Here is a 21,581-nt window from a genome sequence, read left to right on the forward strand (position 1 = left end):
TGTTCGTTTGCTTGATGGATTGACCCGCTCAGTTTGACCCTCCCTCCACACCCGCGCGAACGCTGCAACCCTGTCGTAAGAACCCTCAAATCCCAATTCCTTCAGGTCCTCATGGATCTGCTTTAGCGTACGCCGCTGCTTTCTAGATCGTGCTGCCTCGGTCTTGAGCATGGCTGAAAGTTGAATCGAGTATTTGTCGATTGCGCTGCGCGAGCGCCGCTCGGTGTAGGCCGGCTCGGTGATTTCCTCGCGCAGGTAGCGCCGGACAGTGTTTCTTGAGATGCCTAAGCGTCTGGCGATCTCTCTAAGGGGGACCTGGTCACGAATGTGCCAGCGTCGAATAATGCCTAGTAGTGCCACGTCGATCACTCCGGTTCCCCACTCAACTTGTTGAGCAGGATTGTGTCTTAAACGTGGGTCAGATTCACTTGCAAATTACTGGGTAAAGTGGGTCAGATTTCGCTGCAAATCAACATGCTCACCACCGGTTGGCGACGGGAACAAAAATTCCTTGCCGCCGATCATGTCACGCCACTGGCGCAACTCCCCGGTAATTTCGCTGCATAATGGAATGCGGTGATCGGTTTGACGGCCCTTGACCTTCATCTTGTCGCGCGGGATTGTCCAAACTGGTTGATCGCTATCTAGATCAAACTTCTTCCACTGCGCTTCAACGACGTTGCCAATACGGCAAGCAGTGGATGCGCATAGGCGATGTGCCATGCGGACTGAGTGGGATAACTGGGCCATATCAGCACGTCGCAGCAAATCGCCTAGTGACACGAATTCGAGCAGTGCAGGCATGCGCCCGCCGTCCTTTTTGCGCGGTAACACCTCGCGTGCTGGTTCAGCCGGATTGTCACATACGTCGCCCTTGGCTTGCGCGTAGCGAAATACACCATTCAGGTGTTGCAGGATGCGGGTGGCTGTTTCCAGTACCCCACGCTTGCTGATGTTTTGAACGACATTTGCCACCATCGCGGGCGTGATAGTGTTGATGGGTAGTTTCCCCAGTGCCGGATACACGTCCCGTTCCAAGGCCCGTACGGACTTGGTGTAATGAACTTCAGTCCATTCCTTCTTCTTCATCGCATACCACTCAGCAGCAACTACTTGGAATGTATTGTCCGCACTAGCAGCATTGGCAGCCCGATTCACCTGTCGGTTGATTACAGGGTCTTTTCCTTCCAGCAGCAACGCCATTCTTCTCCCAGTTCCACAGGCGCAGCAGCAAGCGACACCTGCGGGTACGGGCCAATCGAGAACAGCCTCTCTTTGCCTTCAAGCCGGTACTTGATGCGCCACGTAGCGCTACCGGCAGGCGTGATGAACAGGTGCAGCCCACCGCCGTCAGCCAGCTTCTTGCCCGGTTCTGGCTTGACTGCAAAGGCTTTTACGGCCTTCTCACTCTGCTTTGCTAACCCGATACCCCCAGCCATCCAATTCTCCTTGGTTCGTTTTCCGGGGATACCCCCGTTGATACCCCCATTGTGGCTGGACAGTATTGGACTTGGCAAGACTCGTTTAGAAGGTAAGTGCTTGTAAATAAAAAGAAAAACGCCGTCACTTGGACGGCGTTAGATGATACTAAAGTGTTCGGTGGTGGAGACGGCGGGAATCGAACCCGCGTCCGCAAGCACTCCACAGACAGTTCTACATACTTAGCACTATCAATTAATTTAGCCGGAACAACGGGGACGTGCACCCTTTGTTCAAGCGAGTTACCTTAAATTTCGGAAGCAACCAAGTAACCCGGTTGAGTCCTAGCCTCTGTAAATGACTCCACAGCTTTTAACGGCCCACCCCAGAGGCGAGGTGTTGTGGAGCTAACAGCGATTAAGCTGCCAGTGCGTACGAGTTATCGTTTGCAGTTAGTTTGTTTCTGGATGTATTTACGAGGTGACCAGCCCTCGGTATGCCCTGTTCTGCTTTGCAACCCACGTCGAAGCCAGGTCGTCCCCACAGAAGGAAAAGAGATTGTACTCCAAACCGGGCCGCCGTGCATGCGAATGCAGTGCGAGACGCGAACTTAAGCACGGCCTAAGCGAAGTTCAGCCGCGCAGGGCAGGGAGGGGGCGGTCGTTCTCGGGCAGCCGGCGGATGACCGGGCGGCCGGCTTCGAACGTGCAGTCGAACAGGTGCCGGCGCGAGCGGCCGGCCTGGGCGGATTCGAGGTCGTGGAAGGCGTCGGCGCCCTGGAAGCCCAGGTTCACGGTCAGCTGTTGCAGGAAGTAGGTGTGCTGCAGCTCGTCCAGGTGGTCGCGGCGGTTGCCCCGTTCGATCTCGCTGCGCAGGCGGGAAGCGGGGTCTTCGAAATAGCCGATCAGCGCGCCTTCGAGCATGTCCATGTGGGTGCGCAGCGAGGCTTCTTCGGAGAGGTCGGCTGCGGTCGTGTCCACGGCCACATCGAAGCGTTGGATCAGCAGGAACATGTCGCTGTCCAGCATGGCGGCGTTGCGCGCCCGGTTGACTGCGGAGTGCTGGCCCTTGGCCAGCTTGCCGGCCGGGTCGTGGGTCTGGCCCACGTACAGCACGGTGCTCGGGAAGGCCAGGCCCGTGTCGAAGCGCTGGATCAGGTCGTGGATGCTGTAGGTTTCCACCAGTGCGCCCCAGTTCAGCAGCAGGAATTTGTCCTGCACTTGCACCTGCGGCTTCTTGTACGTGGCTTCGAACGGGACATCCAGCTCCATCGTGATCGCGCCCTTGCGCTCTTCCGGGCCGATCAGGATGGGAATCGTCAGTTTCAGCGAGAAAAAGCCCCAGCTGACGTTGCGTTGCAGGTCGAACCGCACGCGCGGACGGGCAACAAGAAAGTACAGCAGGCGCTTTTCCATCGTGCCGTCGATGGCGAATTGCATGCGGCGCAGGTAGCGGCCTACCGGATCGCGAAAATCCGGCAGCGGGCCGCCCTCGACCAGCAAGTCGTACCAGTAGAACTTTGTTTCTGCTACCGTGGCTGTCCAGACTTGCGGCGCACTGCTGCGCGGCATGAGGGGCTTCGTGGTCGCGTCTTCGCCAGGCATTGCTGCCTCCCCGGTGAAAGTTGCTTGGGATTTAACGTGTGTTACTTCAATGGTACGCTAATTTATTGATATTCGGCAATAAAAGAATGCAGCAAAGAGATTGGTCAGGCGGCCAGCGTGATGCCGCCTGCAGCGGCCAGCACCAGTGCCAATAACGCTTCCGGCGTGTCGACCAAATGGTCCGCGCCCCAGGTTTCCGGCTCGGTTGCGCCGTTGTAGCCCCACTGGCAGGCAACGGTCGTCATACCGGCAGCGCGGCCGCCCTGGATGTCGCGCAGGTCGTCGCCCACGTACCAGCATTGTTCCGGTGCCACGCCGATGCGGCGCGCGGCTTCCAGCAATGGGGCTGGATGCGGCTTTGCATGCGGCGTCGTGTCCCCGGAGACCACGCAGCCGGCATGATCGAGGCCGATCATCGGCACTAGCGGATCGGTGAAGCGGGCCGACTTGTTCGTGACGATGCCCCAGGCCAGGCCGGCATCCGCCAGGCCGGCAAGCAGGGTGCCCACGCCGGGGAACAGCGAGCTGTGCACCATCATCGCGTTTTCGTAGTAGCTGAAGAATTCGTCGCGCAGGGCGATGAAACCATCATCTTCCGGTTGCAGGCCGAATGCGGCGCCGATCATGCCGCGGGCGCCATGCGATGCCGTCGGGCGCAGGATTTCATACGGGGTCGGCGCGAAGCCGCGCTCGACGCGCTGCCGGTTCACCGCGGCGGCCAGGTCGGGGGCGGTATCGGCGAGCGTGCCGTCGAGGTCGAAAAGGATGGCGCGCGGGGCGGTCGAAAAGCTCATGGTCGGGGCATCTATTAAGGGCAGCAGGGCCGCCCAGGGGTCATTCCGGGCGGGTGCACGACATCATGTAGTTCACACTGGTGTCGTTGTTCAGGGAGTAGAACTTGGTCAGCGGGTTGTAGCCCAGACCCTTCAGGCTTTCCACCTGCAGCCCGGCGCTGCGCACGTATTGCGACAGTTCGGCCGGCGTGATGAACTTTTCGTAGGTATGCGTGCCCTTCGGCAGCATGCGCAACACGTATTCGGCACCGATCACGGCAAACAGGTACGACTTGGGATTGCGGTTCAGCGTGGAAAAGAACACGTGACCGCCCGGCTTCACCAGGGTGGCGGCGGCGCGCACGATCGCGGCCGGGTCGGGTACGTGCTCGAGCATTTCCATGCAGGTCACCACGTCGTACTGGCCCGGCTCGGCCTCCGCCATTTCCTCGGCGGCGATCAGCTTGTAGCGCACCGGCACGCCCGATTCCAGGCTGTGCAGGTCGGCCACTTTCAGGGCCCGCTTCGACAGATCGATGCCGGTCACGGTGGCGCCTTTCTTGGCCATCGATTCCGACAAAATGCCGCCGCCGCAGCCGATGTCGATCACGTTCATGCCCGCCAGCGGGGCACGCGCGTTGATCCATTCCAGGCGCAGCGGATTGATGTCGTGCAGGGGACGGAATTCAGACGTCGGGTCCCACCAGCGGTGGGCCAGCTCGCTGAATTTTTGCAATTCAAGTGGGTCGGCGTTTGCGTTCATGACCGGCATCATAAACGGTATTTGTCGTGTTCCAAAGCGACGCTCACTGCAGTGTTTCCTGAAACCGGGGTCAGACCCCGTTTTTGGGAAATAATTTCCATGGATTTTCGAAAATGCCGCGTGATGCATGTTTGTCGCCACAGGCGGCATTGGCCTGCCTTGCTCGCTTTCCGGGGAAATGCGCGACTGCAATGTTTCCAAAATTTGGGGTCTGACCCCGGTTCCAGGAAACGCAGGCAAAAAAAATCCCGCCGGAGCGGGATTTTTTGATGGCGCGAGCCGGGATTACTTGTTGCGGGTGCCCACGACTTCAATTTCCACGCGGCGGTTCTTCGCGCGGCCTTCGGCGGTATTGTTGTCGGCGACCGGCTGTTTCTCGCCCTTGCCTTCGGTGTACACGCGGTTCGAATCGACACCTTTCGACAGCAGGTATGCCTTCACGGACTCGGCGCGGCGCACGGCCAGCTTTTCGTTGTAGGCGTCGGTGCCCACGGAGTCGGTGTGGCCGACGGCGATCACCACTTCCACGTTGATGCCGCCCAGCTTGCCCGACAGCTCATCCAGCGCGGACTTGCCTTCCGGCTTCAGCGTGGCCTTGTCGAAGTCGAAGAACGCATCGGCGTTGTAGCTGACTTTTTCGGACGTCGGCACAGGTGCCGCAACGGGTGCAGGTGCCGGGGCAGGCGCCGGTGCCGGAGCGACCGGCGGCGGCGGGGCGACGCATTTGCCGTTTTCCAGGCGCTCGGGTTCCACGCAGATCGGCAGGTCGCAGCCTGGCACCGCGTCGGCCGGCGTCCAGTAGCCGGTGCGCCAGCACAGGCCGAACGGGTTGCGGGCGATCACGCCGCGCTGGTCTTGCACGTACGCGCTTTTCGGCGTCGTGGCCTGGATATCCTGCGTCACGGGCGCGAAAGGCGGTGCGGTCGGCTTGTCCTGCGCGGCCACGGAGCCAGCGAACACGGCCGACACTGCGAAGATGCTGGAGATCAGTTTTTTCATGTTTTTGTTTCCTTTCGGGTGTGATATCGGCAGCGTGCGCCGCGCGACGTATGTTGCCTAAGTGCGAACGGCGCGAATACTAACATGTGTGGCTCCCGTGCCCCGCTGAGGCAGGGCAGTTGCTGCCGATTTGCGATTCAGCCAAGTTTGTATTTCCGTCATTTTGCCATATGCACCTGTTACGCACGAAACGCGCTCCGATCCGGGCGATTGCCCCATTCAACCAAATTGTTGTGTTATTGCAACGCCCATGCCGACGTGCGGCGATGATAAGGCGTGAATATGTCGGCACGATTACATGGCGATATTGCACCGCCCGCCGCAACCGTGGCGCGCAGTGTTCGAGCGGAAAGACCTGGATCGGCCGGGGCACTGGCCAGCATGGTAAAATCGTACGATTGTCTGCGGTCCCATGCAGCCTGAACCAACGTCAGAGAAGAACGACCCGCCAATGGATCAATTCGCAAAAGAAACAATCCCCATTTCACTCGAAGAAGAGATGCGCAAGAGCTACCTCGATTACGCCATGAGCGTGATCGTGGGCCGGGCCTTGCCGGATGCGCGCGATGGCCTGAAGCCGGTGCACCGCCGTGTATTGTTCTCCATGCACGAAAGCAATTACCACTACAACCGGCCATACGTGAAATGCGCCCGCGTGGTGGGCGACACGATGGGTAAATACCACCCGCACGGCGACGCGTCGATCTACGACACGCTGGTGCGCATGGCGCAGGATTTCTCGCTGCGCTACACACTGGTGGACGGCCAGGGCAACTTCGGCTCGATCGATGGCGATGCCGCCGCGGCGATGCGCTACACCGAGTGCCGCCTCGACAAGATCGCCGGCGAGCTGCTGGCCGACATCGACAAGGAAACCGTCGACTTCCAGCCGAACTACGACGGCAAGGAGAAAGAGCCGACCGTCCTGCCGACGCGCGTGCCGAACCTGCTGATCAACGGTTCCTCGGGCATCGCGGTCGGCATGGCCACGAATATCCCGCCGCACAACCTGGGCGAAGTGATCAGCGGTGCGCTGCACGTGCTGGCCAATCCGGATTGCACGGTCGACGAACTGATCGAACTGATCCCGGCGCCGGACTTCCCGACCGGCGGCACGATCTATGGCGTGTCCGGCGTGCGCGACGGCTACCGCACGGGCCGCGGCCGCGTCGTCATGCGCGCCAAGACCCACTTCGAGGAATACGGCAAGGATGGCGGCCGCATCGCGATCATCGTCGACGAGCTGCCGTACCAGGTGAACAAGAAGTCGCTGCTCGAGCGTATCGCCGAGAACGTGCGCGACAAGAAGCTGGAAGGCATTTCCGACATCCGCGACGAATCCGACAAGTCGGGCATGCGCGTGGTGATCGAGCTGAAACGGGGCGAAGTGCCGGAAGTGGTGCTGAACAACCTGTACAAGCAGACCCAGTTGCAGGACACGTTCGGCATGAACATGGTGGCGCTGGTGGACAACCAGCCCAAGCTGATGAACCTGAAGGACCTGCTGTCGGTGTTCCTGTCGCACCGCCGCGAAGTGGTCACGCGCCGCACCGTGTTCGAGCTGCGCAAGGCGCGCGAGCGCGGCCACGTGCTGGAAGGCCTGGCCGTGGCACTGGCCAACATCGACGACTTCATCGCCATCATCAAGGCCGCGCCCACGCCGCCGGTGGCGAAGACGGAGCTGATGGCGCGCGCCTGGGATTCGTCCCTCGTGCGCGAAATGCTGGCCCGCACCGGCGACGGCGGCGAGGTGGACATCAACGCGTTCCGCCCCGAGCACCTGCCGAAGCACTACGGTATCCAGACCGATGGCATGTACAAGCTGTCCGACGACCAGGCGCAGGAAATCCTGCAGATGCGCCTGCAGCGCCTGACCGGCCTGGAGCAGGACAAGATCGTCAACGAGTACAAGGACGTGATGGCGCAGATCGCCGATCTGCTGGACATCCTGGCCAAGCCGGCCCGCGTGACGGAAATCATCAGCAACGAGCTGACCGCCGCCGTGACCGAATACGGCGCGAAGGACGTGCGCCGTTCCACGATCGAGCACAACGCCACCGACCTCGGCACGGAAGACCTGATCACGCCGCAGGACATGGTGGTCACGCTGTCGCACCTGGGTTACATGAAGGCGCAGCCGATCTCCGAATACCGCGCGCAGAAGCGCGGCGGGCGCGGCAAGCAGGCCATGGCCACGAAGGACGAGGACTGGATCGACCAGCTGTTCATCGCCAACACGCACGACTACATCCTGTGCTTCTCCAACCGCGGCCGCATGTACTGGCTGAAGGTGTGGGAAGTGCCGCAGGGGTCGCGCAACTCGCGCGGCCGGCCGATCGTCAACATGTTCCCGTTGCAGGACAACGAAAAGATCACCGTGGTGCTGCCGCTGTCGGGCGAGAACCGCACGTTCCCGGAAGATCACTATGTATTCATGTCCACCAGCCTGGGCACCGTGAAGAAGACGCCGCTGCGCGACTTCTCCAATCCGCGCAAGGCCGGCATCATCGCCGTGGACCTGGACGAGGGCGACTTCCTGATCGGCGCCGCGCTGACCGACGGCAAGCACGACGTGATGCTGTTCTCCGATTCCGGCAAGGCCGTGCGCTTCGACGAGAACGACGTGCGCCCGATGGGCCGCACGGCACGTGGCGTGCGTGGCATGAACCTGGACGAAGGCCAGAACGTGATCGCGCTGCTGGTGGCCGAGAACGAGCAGCAGACCGTGCTGACGGCCACCGAGAACGGCTTCGGCAAGCGCACGCCGATCACCGAGTACACGCGCCATGGCCGCGGCACGAAGGGCATGATCGCGATCCAGACGACCGAGCGTAACGGCAAGGTCGTTGCCGCCACGCTGGTCGAACCGACCGACGAGATCATGCTGATCACGACCGGCGGCGTGCTGATCCGCACCCGCGTTTCCGAGATCCGCGAGATGGGCCGCGCCACCCAGGGCGTCACGCTGATCGCCGTCGAGGATGGCACGCACCTGTCCGGCCTGCAGCGCATCGTCGAGGCGGATGCGGACGAGGTCGACATCGACGTTGTCGACGCATTGGCCGACGGGGTGACCGATGAGGTGGCCGATCCTGCGCCCGAGGCGCCGCAAGACGCGCCGGATGATGCACCCGAAGACGATACTCCAGCCGAGTAATCCGCCCGCGGGCCCGTTCGAGCGATCGAACGGGCCCGCGGTTTTTCAAGCCAACGAAAAGTGCATAAGAATATGAAGAAAATCGCCGCAGCCCTGTTGATGTCGTTCGCCGCCGTCACTTCCTTTACCAGTGCGCCTGCGCTGGCCCAGGCCACCGCGGCACAGCCGGCCGCCGCCACGGCCGCCGCCGTCGATCCGGCCGCCGCCGCCGCCGTGCGCGAACTGCTGGCAGCGATGGACTACAAGACCGTGATGCTGGAATCGTTCAAGCAGATGACGGCCTCGCTGCCGTCCGCGATCAAGGCCGGTGCCGAAGGTGCCGTGCGCGCCGATCCGAACCTGAGCGACGAGCAGCGCGCGAAGAAGCTGGCCGAAGTGGAGCAGGGCGTCCCGAAGATCGCCGCCGCGATCAGCCGCACGTACAGCGACCCGACGCTGGTCGACGAGATGCTCGAAGCGATGGTGCCGATCTACGCACGCCACTACACGGCCGACGAGATGCGCCAGCTGGCCGCGTTCTACAAGACGCCGGTGGGCGCCAAGACATTGCGCCTGATGCCGCAACTGATGAACGAAGGCATGCAGGTCGGCCAGCAGATCATCATGCCGCGCATGCAGAAGCTGATGCAGGAACTGAAACAGGAACAGGGCCAGGGGAAATAAGCGACGTGAGCACGATCTACAACTTCTCGGCCGGCCCGGCCGTATTGCCGAAGGAAGTGCTGCAGCAGGCCGCCGATGAAATGCTGGACTGGCACGGCAGCGGCATGTCCGTGATGGAAATGAGCCACCGCGGTCCCGAGTTCATCTCGATCTACCGCGCCGCCGAGCAAGACCTGCGCGACCTGCTGGCCGTGCCGGACAACTACCGCATCCTGTTCATGCAGGGTGGCGGCCTGTCGCAGAATGCCGTGATCCCCATGAACCTCGTCGGTCGCAAGGCCGATCCGGTCATCGACTTCGTCCATACCGGTTCCTGGTCGGGCAAGTCGATCAAGGAAGCGGCGCGCTACGCGAAAGTCAACGTGGCGGCATCCGCCGAGGCCAGCGGCTACACGGCCGTGCCGCCGCAAGCCGAGTGGAAGCTGACGCCCGACGCGGCGTATCTGCACCTGTGCACCAACGAAACGATCGACGGCGTCGAGATCGACTTCGCGCCGGACGTGCCGGCCGGCGTGCCGATCGTGGCCGACATGTCGTCGCACATCCTGTCGCGCCAGGTGGACGTCTCGAAATACGGCCTGATCTTCGGCGGCGCGCAGAAGAACATCGGCCCGGCCGGCGTGACCGTCGTGATCGTGCGCGACGACCTGATCGGGCACGCGCTGCCCGTATGCCCGTCCGCGTTCGATTTCCAGAACGTGGCCGCCAACGAATCCATGTACAACACGCCGCCCACCTACGGCATCTACATCGCCGGCCTCGTGTTCCAGTGGCTGAAGAAGAACGGCGGCGTGGCGGCGATGAAACAACGCAACATCGAAAAAGCCAGGCTGCTGTACGCGGCACTGGACGCGGACGACTTCTACCAGAATCGCGTCGCGCCCCCCTACCGTTCGCGGATGAACGTACCGTTCTACCTGCGCGACGAATCGCAATATGAAGCATTCCTCGCCGGCGCCAAGGCGCGCGGGCTGCTGCAGCTGAAGGGCCACAAGTCCGTCGGTGGATTGCGCGCATCGATCTACAATGCGATGCCGATCGAAGGCGTACAGGCGCTGGTCGATTATTTGAACGAGTTTGCAAAGCGGTAAGCCATAGTCAGCCGAGCAGCTGGTGTCAGACACTATTTCTGGGTGAATGTTCCAGAAATAGTGTCTGACACCGGTTTTCCTGACCGGCGTCGACTGCGCTCGGAGAAAACCGGTGTCCGACACTTTTCCGGAAGATGCCCCGAAAAAGTGTCGGACACCAGGCAAGCGCCGGTGGCCAGGCATGCGCCGCTGCGCCACGCAAACCAAATCACAAGCACACCATGACAGACAAACTGAAACCCCTGCGCGACCAGATCGATTCGATCGACGCGCAGATCCTGTCCCTGCTGAACCAGCGCGCCAAGGTCGCGCAGGAAGTGGGGCACGTGAAAGCCGAAACCAACGCGCCGGTGTTCCGCCCCGAGCGCGAGGCGCAGGTGCTGCGCGGCGTGGCCGAGCGCAACCCGGGCCCGATGGGCGACACGGAAGCGCAGACGATCTTCCGCGAGATCATGTCGGCCTGCAGGGCATTGGAGAAGCGAGTGACCGTCGCGTATCTCGGCCCGGCCGGCACGTTCAGCGAACAGGCCGTATACCAGCAGTTCGGCCACGCGGTCGAAGGCATGCCGTGCGCTTCCATCGATGAAGTGTTCCGCGCCACCGAGGCCGGCACCGCCGAATTCGGCGTGGTGCCGGTCGAGAATTCGTCGGAAGGCGCGATCAACCGCACGCTCGACCTGCTGCTGCAGACGCCGCTGATCATCAGCGGCGAAGTCGCGATCGCCGTCCACCACAGCCTGATGAGCAAGACCGGCACGATGGAAGGCGTCACCGCCATCTGCGCGCATTCGCAGGCGCTGGCCCAGTGCCAGGTGTGGCTCAACGAGCACTTCCCGCATGTGGAGCGGCGCGCCGTCGCGTCCAATGCCGAGGCGGCACGCCTCGCCAGCCTCGATCCGACGGTTGCCGCGATCGCCAGCGAGATCGCCGGCACGCAGTACCACCTGGGCGTCGTCAACAGCCACATCCAGGACGATCCGCACAACCGCACCCGTTTCGTCATCGTCGGGCAACTGCAGCCGGGGCCGTCCGGCAGCGACCGCACGTCGCTCGTGCTGGCCGTGCCGAACAAGGCCGGCGCCGTGTACCAGCTGCTCGCGCCGCTGGCGAAACACGGCGTGTCGATGACGCGCTTCGAATCCCGTCCCGCGCGCGTGGGCACGTGGGAGTACTATTTTTATGTCGATATCGAAGGCCACGTCCAGAACCAGGCCGTGACGCAGGCGCTCGCCGAACTCAAGAGCAACGCCGCCTTCTTCAAAGTGCTGGGCTCCTACCCGACCAGCCTGAACTGAACCAGAAAGAGAGATCAAGCATGTCCAAGCAGTTCGGTCCTGAATATGTCCGTGCCATCGCTCCCTACCAGGCGGGCAAGCCCATTTCGGAAGTGGCGCGCGAGTTCGGCCTCGACGAGGAACACATCGTCAAGCTGGCTTCCAATGAAAACCCGTTCGGCGTGCCGGACTCGGCGAAACAGGCGATGGCGCGGGCCGCCGCCGACCTGGGCCGCTATCCCGACGCCAACGGCTTCGAACTGAAGCAGGCGCTGTCGCAGCGCTACGACGTGCCGATGGAATGGATCACGCTCGGCAACGGCTCCAACGACATCCTGGAAATCGCCGCCCACGCCTTCGTGGAGAAGGGCCAGTCGGTCGTCTACGCGCAGTATTCGTTCGCCGTGTATGCGCTGGCCACCCAGGGCATCGGCGCGCGCCACATCGTGGTGCCGGCAAAGTCCCATGGCCACGACCTGGAAGCCATGCTCGACGCGATCGAGGACGATACGCGCCTCGTGTTCATCGCCAACCCGAACAACCCGACCGGCACCTTCATCCCGGGCAGCGAGATCGAAGCGTTCCTGCAGAAAGTGCCGCCGAATGTCGTGGTGGTGCTGGACGAGGCCTACAACGAATTCCTCGACAAGGAAGACCAGTACGAATCCGCGGCATGGGTGCGCCAGTACCCGAACCTGCTGGTATCGCGCACGTTCTCCAAGGCCTATGGCCTGGCCGGCCTGCGCGTGGGCTTCGCGCTGGCCCAGCCGCAACTGACCGACCTGATGAACCGCATCCGCCAGCCGTTCAACGTGAATTCGCTGGCGCAGGCTGCCGCGATCGCCGCGCTGAACGACGCGGAGTTCCTCGAAAAGAGCGCGCGCAACAACGCCGCCGGCTACCAGCAGTTCGTCGAGGCCTTTGAACAGATGGGCTTGCAATACGTGCCTTCGTACGGCAACTTCGTGCTGGTCAAGGTGGGCAACGACCTGGCCGCCGGCGCGCGCGTCAACCTGGCGCTGCTCAAGCAGGGCGTGATCGTGCGGCCGGTCGGCAACTACGGCCTGCCGGAATGGCTGCGCATCTCCATCGGCCTGCCGCAGGAAAACGCCGTGCTGATTGCCGCCTTGCAGAAGGCATTGGGTGAAGGCATTGCTGAATAAGGTCGTCATCTTTGGCGTCGGCCTGATCGGCGGCTCGTTCGCACGGGCGCTGAAGGCCGCGGGCCGCGTGCGGCACGTGGTCGGCATCGACCGCTCCGAGGCATCGGTGCTGCGCGCACTGGAGCTGGGCATCATCGACGAAGCGGGCGCTGGACCAGAAGTGGTCCAGGGCGCCGATCTCGTCGTGCTGGCCACGCCCGTCGCGCAGACAGCACGCATCCTGGCGGCGCTCTTGCCGCACCTCGATGCACAAACGGTCGTCACCGACTGCGGCAGCACGAAGGCCGATGTCGTCGCGGCGGCGCGCGCCGTGCTGGGCGGGCGCATCGGGCAATTCGTGCCGGGCCACCCGATTGCCGGGCGCGAAACGAATGGCCCGGATGCGGCGATTGCCGACCTTTACAACGGCAAGAAATTCGTCGTGACGGCGCTGGCGGAAAACCCGCCGGAAGCCGTCGCACGCGTGACGGACGCATGGCAGGCCTGCGGCGCGATCATCCATCGCCTGGCGCCGGAGGAGCACGACAAGGTGTTCGCTTCCGTCAGCCACCTGCCGCACCTGCTGGCCTATGCGCTGGTCGACGACATCGCCGGCAAGCCGCACGCCGACCTGCTGTTCCAGTATGCGGCCAGCGGCTTCCGCGATTTCACGCGCATCGCCGGCTCGTCGCCGGAAATGTGGCGCGACATCAGCCTGGCCAACCAGGCGGCGCTGCTGACGGAACTGGACGCCTACATGGCGCAACTGGCCCACCTGCGCGAACGCCTGGCAGCGGGCGACGGCACCACCCTCGAAGGCGTGTACGGCAATGCGCAGCGCGCGCGCCGGCGCTGGATCGAGGCGATCGAGGCGGCCGAAGCGCCACCCCCGAAAGACACCGCAGAATAAAAGGATTTTCATCATGGCAGAACTGAATCACCCGCCGTACATCGACCTGAAGCCGGTGATGCACGTGGAAGGCGTTGTCCGCCTGCCGGGCTCCAAGAGCATCTCCAATCGGATCCTGCTGCTGGCCGCGCTGGCCGAAGGCGAAACCAAGATCGTCGACCTGCTCGATTCCGACGACACGCAGGTCATGCTGGCCGCGCTGCGCGCGCTGGGCGTGGAGTGGAAGGAAGAGCCGCAGGAGGCTGTCAACGGCAATGCCCGCACGATCCACCGCGTGCAGGGCGCCAACGGCAGCTTCCCGAACCGCCAGGCCGACCTCTTCATGGGCAACGCCGGCACCGCGATCCGCCCGCTGACGGCGGCGCTGGCCGTGATCGGCGGCGACTACAAGGTAAGCGGCGTGCCGCGCATGCACGAGCGCCCGATCGGCGACCTGGTCGACGCGCTGAACGCCGTCGGCGCGAACATCGAGTACACGGGCAATGCCGGCTTCCCGCCGCTGCATATCCGCGACGGCCAGTTCAACACGAACAAGCTGTCCGTGCGCGGCAATGTGTCGAGCCAGTTCCTGACGGCGCTGCTGATGGTCGCGCCGCTGATGGCGCATGCGCACTCGGTGACGATCGAAGTCGAAGGCGAGCTGATTTCCAAGCCATACATCGAGATCACGCTGAACCTGATGCGCCGCTTCGGCGTCACCATCGAGCAGGATGAGTGGCAATCGTTCACGGTCGCCTCCGGCCAGCGCTACCAGAGCCCCGGCAACATCCACGTGGAAGGCGATGCGTCGTCCGCGTCGTACTTCATGGCGGCGGGCGCCATTGCCGGCGGCCCCGTGCGCGTGGAAGGCGTGGGCCGCGACTCGATCCAGGGCGACGTGCGCTTCGTGCACGCGCTGCAGGAAATGGGCGCGCAGATCACGATGGGCGACAACTGGATCGAAGCAAAATCGTCCGGTCCTCTGAAGGCCATCGACGCCGACTTCAACCACATCCCGGATGCCGCGATGACGATCGCCATCGCCGCCCTGTATGCCGAGGGCACGAGCACGCTGCGCAACATCGCCAGCTGGCGCGTGAAGGAAACCGACCGCATCGCCGCCATGGCCACCGAGCTGCGCAAGCTGGGTGCCGAAGTGGAGGAGGGCGCCGACTACCTGAAGGTGACGCCGCCGAAGGTGCTGTCCGCCGCCACGATCGACACCTACGACGACCACCGCATGGCGATGTGCTTCTCGCTGGCCTCGCTGGACGGCGCCGCCCGCCGCGGCGCCGACGTGCGCATCAACGACCCGAAGTGCGTGGCCAAGACCTTCCCCGACTACTTCACCGCCTTCGCCGGCATCGCCCACGACGCCAAGTACTAAAAAATTTCCTGGAAAATGGGGACGTACCCCATTTTTCAGGAAACAATTGCTCGAAAAATGGGGTACGTCCCCATTTTTCGAGCAATTGTTTCAAGCGGTCGCGGGTTAAAATCCGCCCCATGCCTACCTCCCACATTCCCGTCATCACGATCGACGGCCCCACCGCATCCGGCAAGGGGACCGTTGCCCACAAAGTCGCCGATAAGCTCGGCTTCCACCTGCTCGATTCCGGCGCGCTGTACCGCTTGACGGCGCTGCAGGCGTTGCGTCGCGGCACGCCGCTGAACGATGATCATGCTCTTGCGAAACTTGCCGAGCATCTCCATATCCACTTTTCGGGCGACGCGATCTTCCTGTCCAGCGAGAACGTGACGGATGCGATCCGCGCGGAGGAGGTCGGCAATACGGCGTCGAAGATCGCCGTGCTGCCCCCTGTGCGCCAGGCGCTTTACGGCCTGCAACTGGGCTTTCGCAAGGCGCCGGGCCTCGTGGCCGACGGCCGCGACATGGGCACGGTAATCTTTCCACATGCGCAACTAAAGGTATTCCTGACTGCAAGTGTCGAGGCGCGCGCCGATCGCCGCTATAAGCAATTGATCGGCAAAGGAATTTCTGCTAATATGGACGACCTCCTGATGGATTTGCGAGCGCGCGACGACCGGGATACGCACCGGGCCATCGCACCTCTCGTCCCCGCAGAGGGGGCGCATGTTCTCGATACCTCGAACATGACGGTGGAAACCGCCGTAGAACAGGTGCTGGGATGGTATGCGGCCATCGGGAAATAAGTTGATGTCGTGACTGATGTAGTGAGTTCGAGCTGCGGCGTGCTCTGTCCGTGCGCAGTGTGTTTTAACCCTTAACCCAGTTGAAGTCGCATTTTGCGAGCCTTGCTGGATAACCTGGAATTAATTTAAATGGAAAGTTTCGCAGCCCTCTTCGAAGAGTCCCTGTCACGTCAAGACATGCGCTCTGGCGAAGTGATCTCCGCTGAAGTCGTGCGTCTGGATCACAACTTCGTGATCGTCAACGCCGGCCTGAAATCGGAAGCTTTCATCCCCGTTGAAGAATTCAAGAATGACCAGGGCGAACTGGAAGTCAAAGTAGGCGACTTCGTTTCCGTGGCCATTGAATCGCTGGAAAATGGTTTCGGCGATACCATCCTGTCGCGCGACAAGGCCAAGCGCCTGGCATCGTGGCTGGCACTGGAAAAAGCCATGGAATCGGGCGAGATCGTCACCGGTACCGTCAATGGCAAAGTCAAGGGCGGCCTGACCGTTCTGACCAACGGCATCCGTGCCTTCCTGCCGGGTTCGCTGGTCGACACCCGTCCGGTCAAGGACACCACCCCGTTCGAAGGCAAGACCCTGGAATTCAAGGTCATCAAGCTGGATCGCAAGCGTAACAACGTCGTCCTGTCGCGCCGCGCCGTCATCGAAGCATCGATGGGCGAAGAGCGCCAGAAGCTGATGGAAACGCTGAAAGAAGGCACGGTCGTGACCGGCGTCGTGAAGAACATCACCGACTACGGCGCGTTCGTGGACCTGGGCGGCATCGACGGCCTGCTGCACATCACCGACCTGGCATGGCGCCGCGTGCGTCACCCGTCGGAAGTGCTGACGGTTGGCCAGGAAATCACCGCGAAAGTGCTGAAGTACGATCAGGAAAAGAACCGCGTTTCGCTGGGCGTGAAGCAGCTGGGCGACGATCCTTGGACCGGTCTGTCCCGTCGCTACCCGCAAGGCACCCGCCTGTTCGGTAAAGTCACGAACCTGACCGACTACGGCGCGTTCGTGGAAGTGGAACAGGGCATCGAAGGCCTGGTTCACGTGTCCGAAATGGACTGGACGAACAAGAACGTGGCCCCGAACAAAGTCGTGCAGCTGGGCGACGAAGTCGAAGTCATGGTTCTGGAGATCGACGAAGAGCGTCGTCGTATCTCGCTGGGCATGAAGCAGTGCAAGGCCAATCCTTGGGACGACTTCGGCGTCACCCACAAGAAGGGCGACAAAGTGCGCGGCGCGATCAAGTCGATCACCGACTTCGGCGTGTTCATCGGCCTGGCTGGCAACATCGACGGCCTGGTGCACCTGTCCGACCTGTCCTGGACCGAAGCCGGCGAAGAAGCCGTGCGCAAGTTCAAGAAAGGCGACGAACTGGAAGCCGTGGTCCTGGCAATCGACGTCGAGCGCGAGCGCGTCTCCCTGGGCGTGAAGCAGCTGGAAGGCGACCCGTTCAACAACTTCGCAGCCCTGAACGACAAGGGTTCGCTGGTTACCGGCACCGTGAAATCGGTGGAGCCGAAAGGCGCCGTGATCCAGCTGAACGAAGAAGTCGAAGGCTACCTGCGCGCTTCCGAAATCTCCCGCGATCGCGTGGAAGATGCCGGTACGCACATGAAGGTGGGCGACAAGGTCGAAGCACTGGTCATCAACATCGACCGCAAGGCACGCAGCATCCAGCTGTCCATCAAGGCCAAGGACAATGCTGACACCGCCGAGCAGATGCAGAAGATCGCTTCCGACAGCAACGCCGCATCGGGCACCACCAGCCTGGGCGCACTGCTGAAGGCCAAGTTCGATAACAAGAACTGAGCAAGAACTAAGCAAGAAGTAAATAACCACTGACTTTTCCTGGAACGCAGATGACCAAGTCCGAACTGATCAACCGCCTGGCTGAGCGTTATTCGCAGCTGGTGGCCAAGGATGCGGAGTATGCCGTGAAGACCATTCTCGACGCGATGACCGGTGCCCTGTCGGCCGGCCAGCGCATCGAGATCCGGGGCTTCGGCAGCTTTGCCCTGAACAGCCGGCCACCGCGCATCGGTCGCAATCCGAAGTCCGGCGACAAGGTGATGGTGCCTGAAAAGCGGGTACCGCACTTCAAGCCGGGCAAGCAGTTGCGCGAGCGCGTGGACGCGATGGTCGGGCAACCGATCATCGAGGACTGAGGTCTCTGCGCACAGGATGGTCAAAAAGGGGTGGGCGAAAGCCCGCCCTTTTTTTTTATGCTGAAAAGTTGTAATGTCCGGCATGAGTGAAAAACGGGAACGCTAAAGCGATGAAAATCATTTCCACAATTGTTGGCATAGTGCTGTTTATCCTGTTCTTCGGCTTTGCCCTGAAAAACACGCAGGAAGTCGACCTGCACCTGTTCCTGAACTACGAATTGCGCGGCCCCCTGGTGCTGTTGCTGCTGGCCTTCTTCGTGGCCGGCGCCGCCCTCGGCGTGCTCGCCCTGACTCCCTCCATCGTCCGCCGGCGCCGCGAAGCGACGCGGCAGCAGACCATGATCCTCACGCTGCAAAGCGCCGCGCTGCAAGTGAACCGGGCGCCGGACAACGTCAACGCGCAGCAGTAAGCGGTCGGCTCAGACAAGAAAAACAAGCACACATGGAATTTGAACTCTGGTGGTTACTGGGTATCCCGGCATTCTTCGGCCTGGGATGGATTGCCGCGCGCGTCGACATCCGGCAACTGGTATCGGAATCGCGCACCCTGCCGCGCGGTTATTTCAAGGGCCTGAACTACCTGCTGAACGACCAGCCGGACAAGGCGGTCGATTCCTTCATCGACATCGTCAAGCAGGATCCCGAATCGACCGAGCTGCACTTCGCGCTCGGCAACCTGTTCCGCCGCCGCGGCGAAACGGAGCGGGCAATCCGTATCCACCAGAACCTGCTGGCACGGCCCGACCTGCCTGTCGACGAGCGCGCGCATGCCGAGTATGAACTGGGCCAGGATTACCTGAAGGCGGGTCTGCTGGACCGCGCCGAGGAAACCTATACGCGCCTGCTGGACACGTCGTACGCCGTGCAGGGCCGCCGCGCGCTGCTGGAAATCTACCAGCGCGAAAAGGAATGGCACCGCGCCATCGAGGCGGCGATCGCCCTGCAGGAAGCGGGTGCCGGCTCGCGCCAGAAGGAAATCGCGCAGTTCTACTGCGAGCTGGCGCAGGATGCGCTGGTGCACATCCATCCGGACGATGCGATGCCGCTGCTGGACAAGGCGCTGCAGGCCGACCGCACCAGCGTGCGCGCCACGATCCTGTGTGGCGACGTGCACCTGGCGAAAGGCGACGTGGAAGGCGCGCTGGCGGTATGGCGCCGCGTGGAGCAGCAGAGCGTGCCGCACGTGGCGCTGGTGGCGCAGCGCATCATGGACGGCTACCGGAAAGTCGACAGGGCGGCCGAAGGCCTGTCCCTGCTGAAATCGTACCTGCAGCAGGCCTCGTCGATCGACCTGCTGGAAGTGGTGTTCAAGGCCGTGCTGGACCTGGAAGGCGTGGAAGCGGCGCGCAACCTCGTCGGCGACGAATTGCGCCGCACGCCGACCCTGCTGGGGCTCGACAAATTCCTCGAAGCCCGCATGCTCGACGCCGCGCCGGCCGTGCTGGCCGAACTGTCGCTGGTGAAGAACCTGGTGCATGGCTACACGCAAAAGCTGGCGCGCTACCAGTGCAGCCACTGCGGCTTCAAGGCGCGCCAGTTCTACTGGCATTGCCCGGGCTGCAGCCGGTGGGAGACTTACCCGCCGCGGCGCACCGAAGAACTGAATGTGATGAATTAATCCAGTTTGACGCCAGACCCAACGGCGAACGGTTGGGGGCAGGCCCTCGGGGTCTGACCCCGGAATTTGCACTTGGGGTGGCATCAACGATGTCAACAGCTGCATTGTTCAGGATGCAGCATCGAAGGAATCGATCTTGACCACCAATCCCTCCCCAATTTCTTCCCTCGACAAGGTTCGCCTGCTGGTCGTCGGCGACGTCATGCTCGACCGCTACTGGTTCGGCGAAGTCGCCCGCATCTCGCCGGAAGCCCCGGTCCCCATCGTGCGCGTGGAAAAGCGCGAAGCCCGGCTGGGCGGCGCCGCCAACGTGGCCCGCAACGCGGCCGCGCTGGGTGCGCGCGCCGGCCTGCTCGGCGTCGTCGGTGCCGACGAGGCGGGCACCGAAGTCGAACAGCTGCTCGCCGGCGGCGGCATCCACAGCTACCTGAAGCGGGACGAGGCGATTTCCACGATCATCAAGCTGCGCGTGATCGGCCGCCAGCAGCAGATGCTGCGCATCGATTTCGAGGAACCGCCCAGCGACGTGGTCCTGCGCGACAAGCTGCTGCAATACCGCGCGCTGCTGCCGGATCATGACGTGATCGTGCTGTCCGATTACGCCAAGGGCAGCCTGGTCAACGTGACCGACATGATCATGGCGGCCCGTGCCGCCAACAAGATCGTGATGGTCGACCCGAAAGGCGACGACTTTACGCGCTACACGGGCGCCACGGTGCTCACGCCGAACAAGGGCGAGCTGAAACGCATCGTGGGCAGCTGGAACAGCGAGGAACAGCTGACCGAGAAAGCCCAGAACCTGCGCGAGTCGCTGCTGCTCGAAGCGCTGCTGCTGACCCGTTCGGAAGAAGGCATGACGCTGTACACGAGGGACCAGCGCTTCCACATCCCGGCCGACGCGCGCGAAGTGTTCGACGTGTCCGGCGCCGGCGACACGGTGATCGCCACGATGGCGGCGATGCTGGGCGCCGGCGCGAGCTGGCAGGATGCGGTGCAGACGGCGAACCGCGCCGGTGGCATCGTCGTCGGCAAGCTCGGTACGGCCACGGTCACGCGCGAAGAGCTGTTCGGCTGACCTCCGACCGGGGAATTTTCGCGGCATGCGAAGTTCCCTTCATTGCCGAGCCCGCTGACAGGCCGCAATGGCGCGTGCATGAGGCCGGTGCAACCCGTTTTCGTCCACTACTCTGTGTCGGGACGCAGCCGCGTCGCACCCACTTCACGGAGGACACCATGCTGAAAAAACTGTTGCTCGCCATTGCCGCCATCGTCGCCACGATGGGCATCGCGTTTGCCCAGGTCGACGTCAACAAGGCCGACCAGGCCGCGCTCGATACGGTCAAGGGCATCGGCCCGGCCAAGTCGAAAGCGATCCTGGACGAGCGGGCAAAGGGCGAATTCAAGGACTGGTCCGATTTCGAACAGCGCGTGAAGGGCGTCGGCGAGAAAAACGCGATGAAGCTGTCCGAAGCGGGTTTGCAGATCAACGGCAAATCGCGCGACGGCGCGGCGGCCAAGGTGGCGGCCGCACCGAAGGACACGGCGAAGAAATAACGCAGGTAGTGTAGGGAGCGGCCCGGGCAATGCCCGGGCTTTTTTCAGGTTGGCAAATACCACTTATCACGTGGCACCTTTGACTTGATCCTGACGCATCCTGAAGCGCGCGTTAGCCGCAGGTGAAGCATCTTCGAGCAGCAAAGCTGGCGATTAACAGCTGACTGTTCCGATGCTCTTGCCGGTGCGAAGGTCTATTCCGATCCAGCAATCATAGCCCGTGTTCTTTCCTTGGGCAGTATAAGTGCACTGCACCCCCTGTTTGGCTCGTTGTCTGTCTCCTTTATCTTGCAAGCAG

The 21,581-nt window shown here is 62.5% G+C and carries 21 protein-coding genes and 1 other RNA gene; 14 read left to right on the forward strand and 8 right to left on the reverse strand.

Annotated elements, in window-relative coordinates; all coding sequences use genetic code 11:
• The 8 genes from ACY65G_RS28335 to ompA form a co-directional block, all read right to left on the reverse strand.
• Positions 1-369: helix-turn-helix domain-containing protein (locus tag ACY65G_RS28335; protein ID WP_464998018.1), on the reverse strand; the 369-nt coding region annotated here is incomplete at its 3' end.
• A 66-nt stretch (positions 370-435) separates the two neighbouring features.
• Positions 436-1,203 carry a tyrosine-type recombinase/integrase gene (locus tag ACY65G_RS28340; protein WP_465000625.1) on the reverse strand — a complete coding sequence of 256 codons (768 nt, stop codon included), beginning with the start codon at positions 1,201-1,203 and terminating at the stop codon, positions 436-438.
• Positions 1,170-1,439 carry an Arm DNA-binding domain-containing protein gene (locus ACY65G_RS28345; protein ID WP_465000626.1) on the reverse strand — a complete coding sequence of 90 codons (270 nt, stop codon included), beginning with the start codon at positions 1,437-1,439 and terminating at the stop codon, positions 1,170-1,172. Before ACY65G_RS28345 ends, ACY65G_RS28340 begins: the two co-directional genes overlap by 34 nt.
• 161 nt (positions 1,440-1,600) lie before the next feature.
• Positions 1,601-1,961, reverse strand: a transfer-messenger RNA (tmRNA) gene (gene ssrA / locus ACY65G_RS28350).
• A 90-nt stretch (positions 1,962-2,051) separates the two neighbouring features.
• Positions 2,052-3,023, reverse strand: a complete 972-nt coding sequence (locus ACY65G_RS28355; protein WP_465000627.1) for a hypothetical protein — start codon at positions 3,021-3,023, stop codon at positions 2,052-2,054.
• Positions 3,024-3,127: 104 nt separating this feature from the next.
• Positions 3,128-3,817 (reverse strand): HAD family hydrolase, encoded by a 690-nt coding sequence (locus tag ACY65G_RS28360; RefSeq protein ID WP_465000628.1) that lies wholly within the window; start codon positions 3,815-3,817, stop codon positions 3,128-3,130.
• Positions 3,818-3,857: 40 nt separating this feature from the next.
• Positions 3,858-4,559: a bifunctional 2-polyprenyl-6-hydroxyphenol methylase/3-demethylubiquinol 3-O-methyltransferase UbiG gene (gene ubiG / locus ACY65G_RS28365; RefSeq protein ID WP_465000629.1), complete on the reverse strand. Its 702-nt coding sequence runs from the start codon at positions 4,557-4,559 to the stop codon at positions 3,858-3,860.
• 285 nt (positions 4,560-4,844) lie between these two features.
• On the reverse strand, positions 4,845-5,558 hold the full coding sequence (gene ompA / locus ACY65G_RS28370; protein WP_465000630.1) for an outer membrane protein OmpA: 714 nt from the start codon (positions 5,556-5,558) through the stop codon (positions 4,845-4,847).
• Positions 5,559-6,009: 451 nt separating this feature from the next.
• Between ompA and gyrA the strand changes: the two genes are divergently transcribed.
• The 14 genes from gyrA to ACY65G_RS28440 all read left to right on the forward strand — a co-directional run bounded on the left by gyrA (position 6,010) and on the right by ACY65G_RS28440 (position 21,283).
• Positions 6,010-8,715: a DNA gyrase subunit A gene (gene gyrA, locus ACY65G_RS28375; RefSeq protein WP_465000631.1), complete on the forward strand. Its 2,706-nt coding sequence runs from the start codon at positions 6,010-6,012 to the stop codon at positions 8,713-8,715.
• Between the two features lie 72 nt (positions 8,716-8,787).
• Positions 8,788-9,378, forward strand: coding sequence for a DUF2059 domain-containing protein (locus ACY65G_RS28380; protein ID WP_465000632.1), 591 nt, complete (start codon positions 8,788-8,790; stop codon positions 9,376-9,378).
• A 5-nt stretch (positions 9,379-9,383) separates the two neighbouring features.
• Positions 9,384-10,469: a 3-phosphoserine/phosphohydroxythreonine transaminase gene (gene serC, locus ACY65G_RS28385; protein WP_465000633.1), complete on the forward strand. Its 1,086-nt coding sequence runs from the start codon at positions 9,384-9,386 to the stop codon at positions 10,467-10,469.
• 221 nt (positions 10,470-10,690) lie between these two features.
• The gene (gene pheA, locus ACY65G_RS28390) at positions 10,691-11,764 is read left to right on the forward strand and encodes a prephenate dehydratase (protein WP_465000634.1); all 1,074 of its coding nucleotides are present in this window, start codon (positions 10,691-10,693) and stop codon (positions 11,762-11,764) included.
• 20 nt (positions 11,765-11,784) lie between these two features.
• Positions 11,785-12,906 (forward strand): histidinol-phosphate transaminase, encoded by a 1,122-nt coding sequence (hisC, locus tag ACY65G_RS28395; RefSeq protein WP_465000635.1) that lies wholly within the window; start codon positions 11,785-11,787, stop codon positions 12,904-12,906.
• The gene (locus ACY65G_RS28400; RefSeq protein ID WP_465000636.1) at positions 12,896-13,795 is read left to right on the forward strand and encodes a prephenate dehydrogenase; all 900 of its coding nucleotides are present in this window, start codon (positions 12,896-12,898) and stop codon (positions 13,793-13,795) included. The genes hisC and ACY65G_RS28400 overlap by 11 nt, the downstream gene beginning before the upstream one ends.
• A 13-nt stretch (positions 13,796-13,808) precedes the next feature.
• Positions 13,809-15,161, forward strand: a complete 1,353-nt coding sequence (gene aroA / locus ACY65G_RS28405; protein WP_465000637.1) for a 3-phosphoshikimate 1-carboxyvinyltransferase — start codon at positions 13,809-13,811, stop codon at positions 15,159-15,161.
• A 119-nt stretch (positions 15,162-15,280) separates the two neighbouring features.
• Positions 15,281-15,949 (forward strand): (d)CMP kinase, encoded by a 669-nt coding sequence (cmk, locus tag ACY65G_RS28410; RefSeq protein WP_465000638.1) that lies wholly within the window; start codon positions 15,281-15,283, stop codon positions 15,947-15,949.
• A 129-nt stretch (positions 15,950-16,078) separates the two neighbouring features.
• Positions 16,079-17,755 (forward strand): 30S ribosomal protein S1, encoded by a 1,677-nt coding sequence (gene rpsA, locus ACY65G_RS28415; RefSeq protein WP_465000639.1) that lies wholly within the window; start codon positions 16,079-16,081, stop codon positions 17,753-17,755.
• Between the two features lie 50 nt (positions 17,756-17,805).
• A complete protein-coding gene (locus ACY65G_RS28420; RefSeq protein ID WP_130185742.1) occupies positions 17,806-18,111 on the forward strand; it encodes an integration host factor subunit beta in 306 nt (101 codons plus the stop codon).
• A 110-nt stretch (positions 18,112-18,221) separates the two neighbouring features.
• The gene (locus tag ACY65G_RS28425; RefSeq protein ID WP_465000640.1) at positions 18,222-18,521 is read left to right on the forward strand and encodes a LapA family protein; all 300 of its coding nucleotides are present in this window, start codon (positions 18,222-18,224) and stop codon (positions 18,519-18,521) included.
• A gap of 32 nt (positions 18,522-18,553) precedes the next feature.
• Entirely contained in the window at positions 18,554-19,729 is a 1,176-nt protein-coding gene (lapB, locus tag ACY65G_RS28430) for a lipopolysaccharide assembly protein LapB (protein WP_465000641.1), read from the forward strand.
• Between the two features lie 136 nt (positions 19,730-19,865).
• A complete protein-coding gene (gene rfaE1, locus ACY65G_RS28435) occupies positions 19,866-20,804 on the forward strand; it encodes a D-glycero-beta-D-manno-heptose-7-phosphate kinase (protein WP_465000642.1) in 939 nt (312 codons plus the stop codon).
• A gap of 158 nt (positions 20,805-20,962) precedes the next feature.
• The gene (locus ACY65G_RS28440) at positions 20,963-21,283 is read left to right on the forward strand and encodes a ComEA family DNA-binding protein (protein WP_465000643.1); all 321 of its coding nucleotides are present in this window, start codon (positions 20,963-20,965) and stop codon (positions 21,281-21,283) included.
• Positions 21,284-21,581 lie beyond the last annotated feature (298 nt).

The organism is Pseudoduganella sp. jia 12, from assembly GCF_055502675.1.

What these genes read in the sequence shown, in the direction of transcription:
- ACY65G_RS28360 (WP_465000628.1), bottom strand. Translation starts at nt 3,817, where the DNA reads ATGAGCTTTTCGACCGCCCCGCGCGCCATCCTTTTCGACCTCGACGGC.
- ACY65G_RS28380 (WP_465000632.1), top strand. Translation starts at nt 8,788, where the DNA reads ATGAAGAAAATCGCCGCAGCCCTGTTGATGTCGTTCGCCGCCGTCACT.
- rpsA (WP_465000639.1), top strand. Translation starts at nt 16,079, where the DNA reads ATGGAAAGTTTCGCAGCCCTCTTCGAAGAGTCCCTGTCACGTCAAGAC.
- gyrA (WP_465000631.1), top strand. Translation starts at nt 6,010, where the DNA reads ATGGATCAATTCGCAAAAGAAACAATCCCCATTTCACTCGAAGAAGAG.
- cmk (WP_465000638.1), top strand. Translation starts at nt 15,281, where the DNA reads ATGCCTACCTCCCACATTCCCGTCATCACGATCGACGGCCCCACCGCA.
- hisC (WP_465000635.1), top strand. Translation starts at nt 11,785, where the DNA reads ATGTCCAAGCAGTTCGGTCCTGAATATGTCCGTGCCATCGCTCCCTAC.
- pheA (WP_465000634.1), top strand. Translation starts at nt 10,691, where the DNA reads ATGACAGACAAACTGAAACCCCTGCGCGACCAGATCGATTCGATCGAC.
- ACY65G_RS28340 (WP_465000625.1), bottom strand. Translation starts at nt 1,203, where the DNA reads ATGGCGTTGCTGCTGGAAGGAAAAGACCCTGTAATCAACCGACAGGTG.
- ompA (WP_465000630.1), bottom strand. Translation starts at nt 5,558, where the DNA reads ATGAAAAAACTGATCTCCAGCATCTTCGCAGTGTCGGCCGTGTTCGCT.
- ACY65G_RS28440 (WP_465000643.1), top strand. Translation starts at nt 20,963, where the DNA reads ATGCTGAAAAAACTGTTGCTCGCCATTGCCGCCATCGTCGCCACGATG.
- aroA (WP_465000637.1), top strand. Translation starts at nt 13,809, where the DNA reads ATGGCAGAACTGAATCACCCGCCGTACATCGACCTGAAGCCGGTGATG.
- ACY65G_RS28420 (WP_130185742.1), top strand. Translation starts at nt 17,806, where the DNA reads ATGACCAAGTCCGAACTGATCAACCGCCTGGCTGAGCGTTATTCGCAG.
- lapB (WP_465000641.1), top strand. Translation starts at nt 18,554, where the DNA reads ATGGAATTTGAACTCTGGTGGTTACTGGGTATCCCGGCATTCTTCGGC.
- ACY65G_RS28345 (WP_465000626.1), bottom strand. Translation starts at nt 1,439, where the DNA reads ATGGCTGGGGGTATCGGGTTAGCAAAGCAGAGTGAGAAGGCCGTAAAA.
- ACY65G_RS28425 (WP_465000640.1), top strand. Translation starts at nt 18,222, where the DNA reads ATGAAAATCATTTCCACAATTGTTGGCATAGTGCTGTTTATCCTGTTC.
- ACY65G_RS28355 (WP_465000627.1), bottom strand. Translation starts at nt 3,023, where the DNA reads ATGCCTGGCGAAGACGCGACCACGAAGCCCCTCATGCCGCGCAGCAGT.
- ubiG (WP_465000629.1), bottom strand. Translation starts at nt 4,559, where the DNA reads ATGAACGCAAACGCCGACCCACTTGAATTGCAAAAATTCAGCGAGCTG.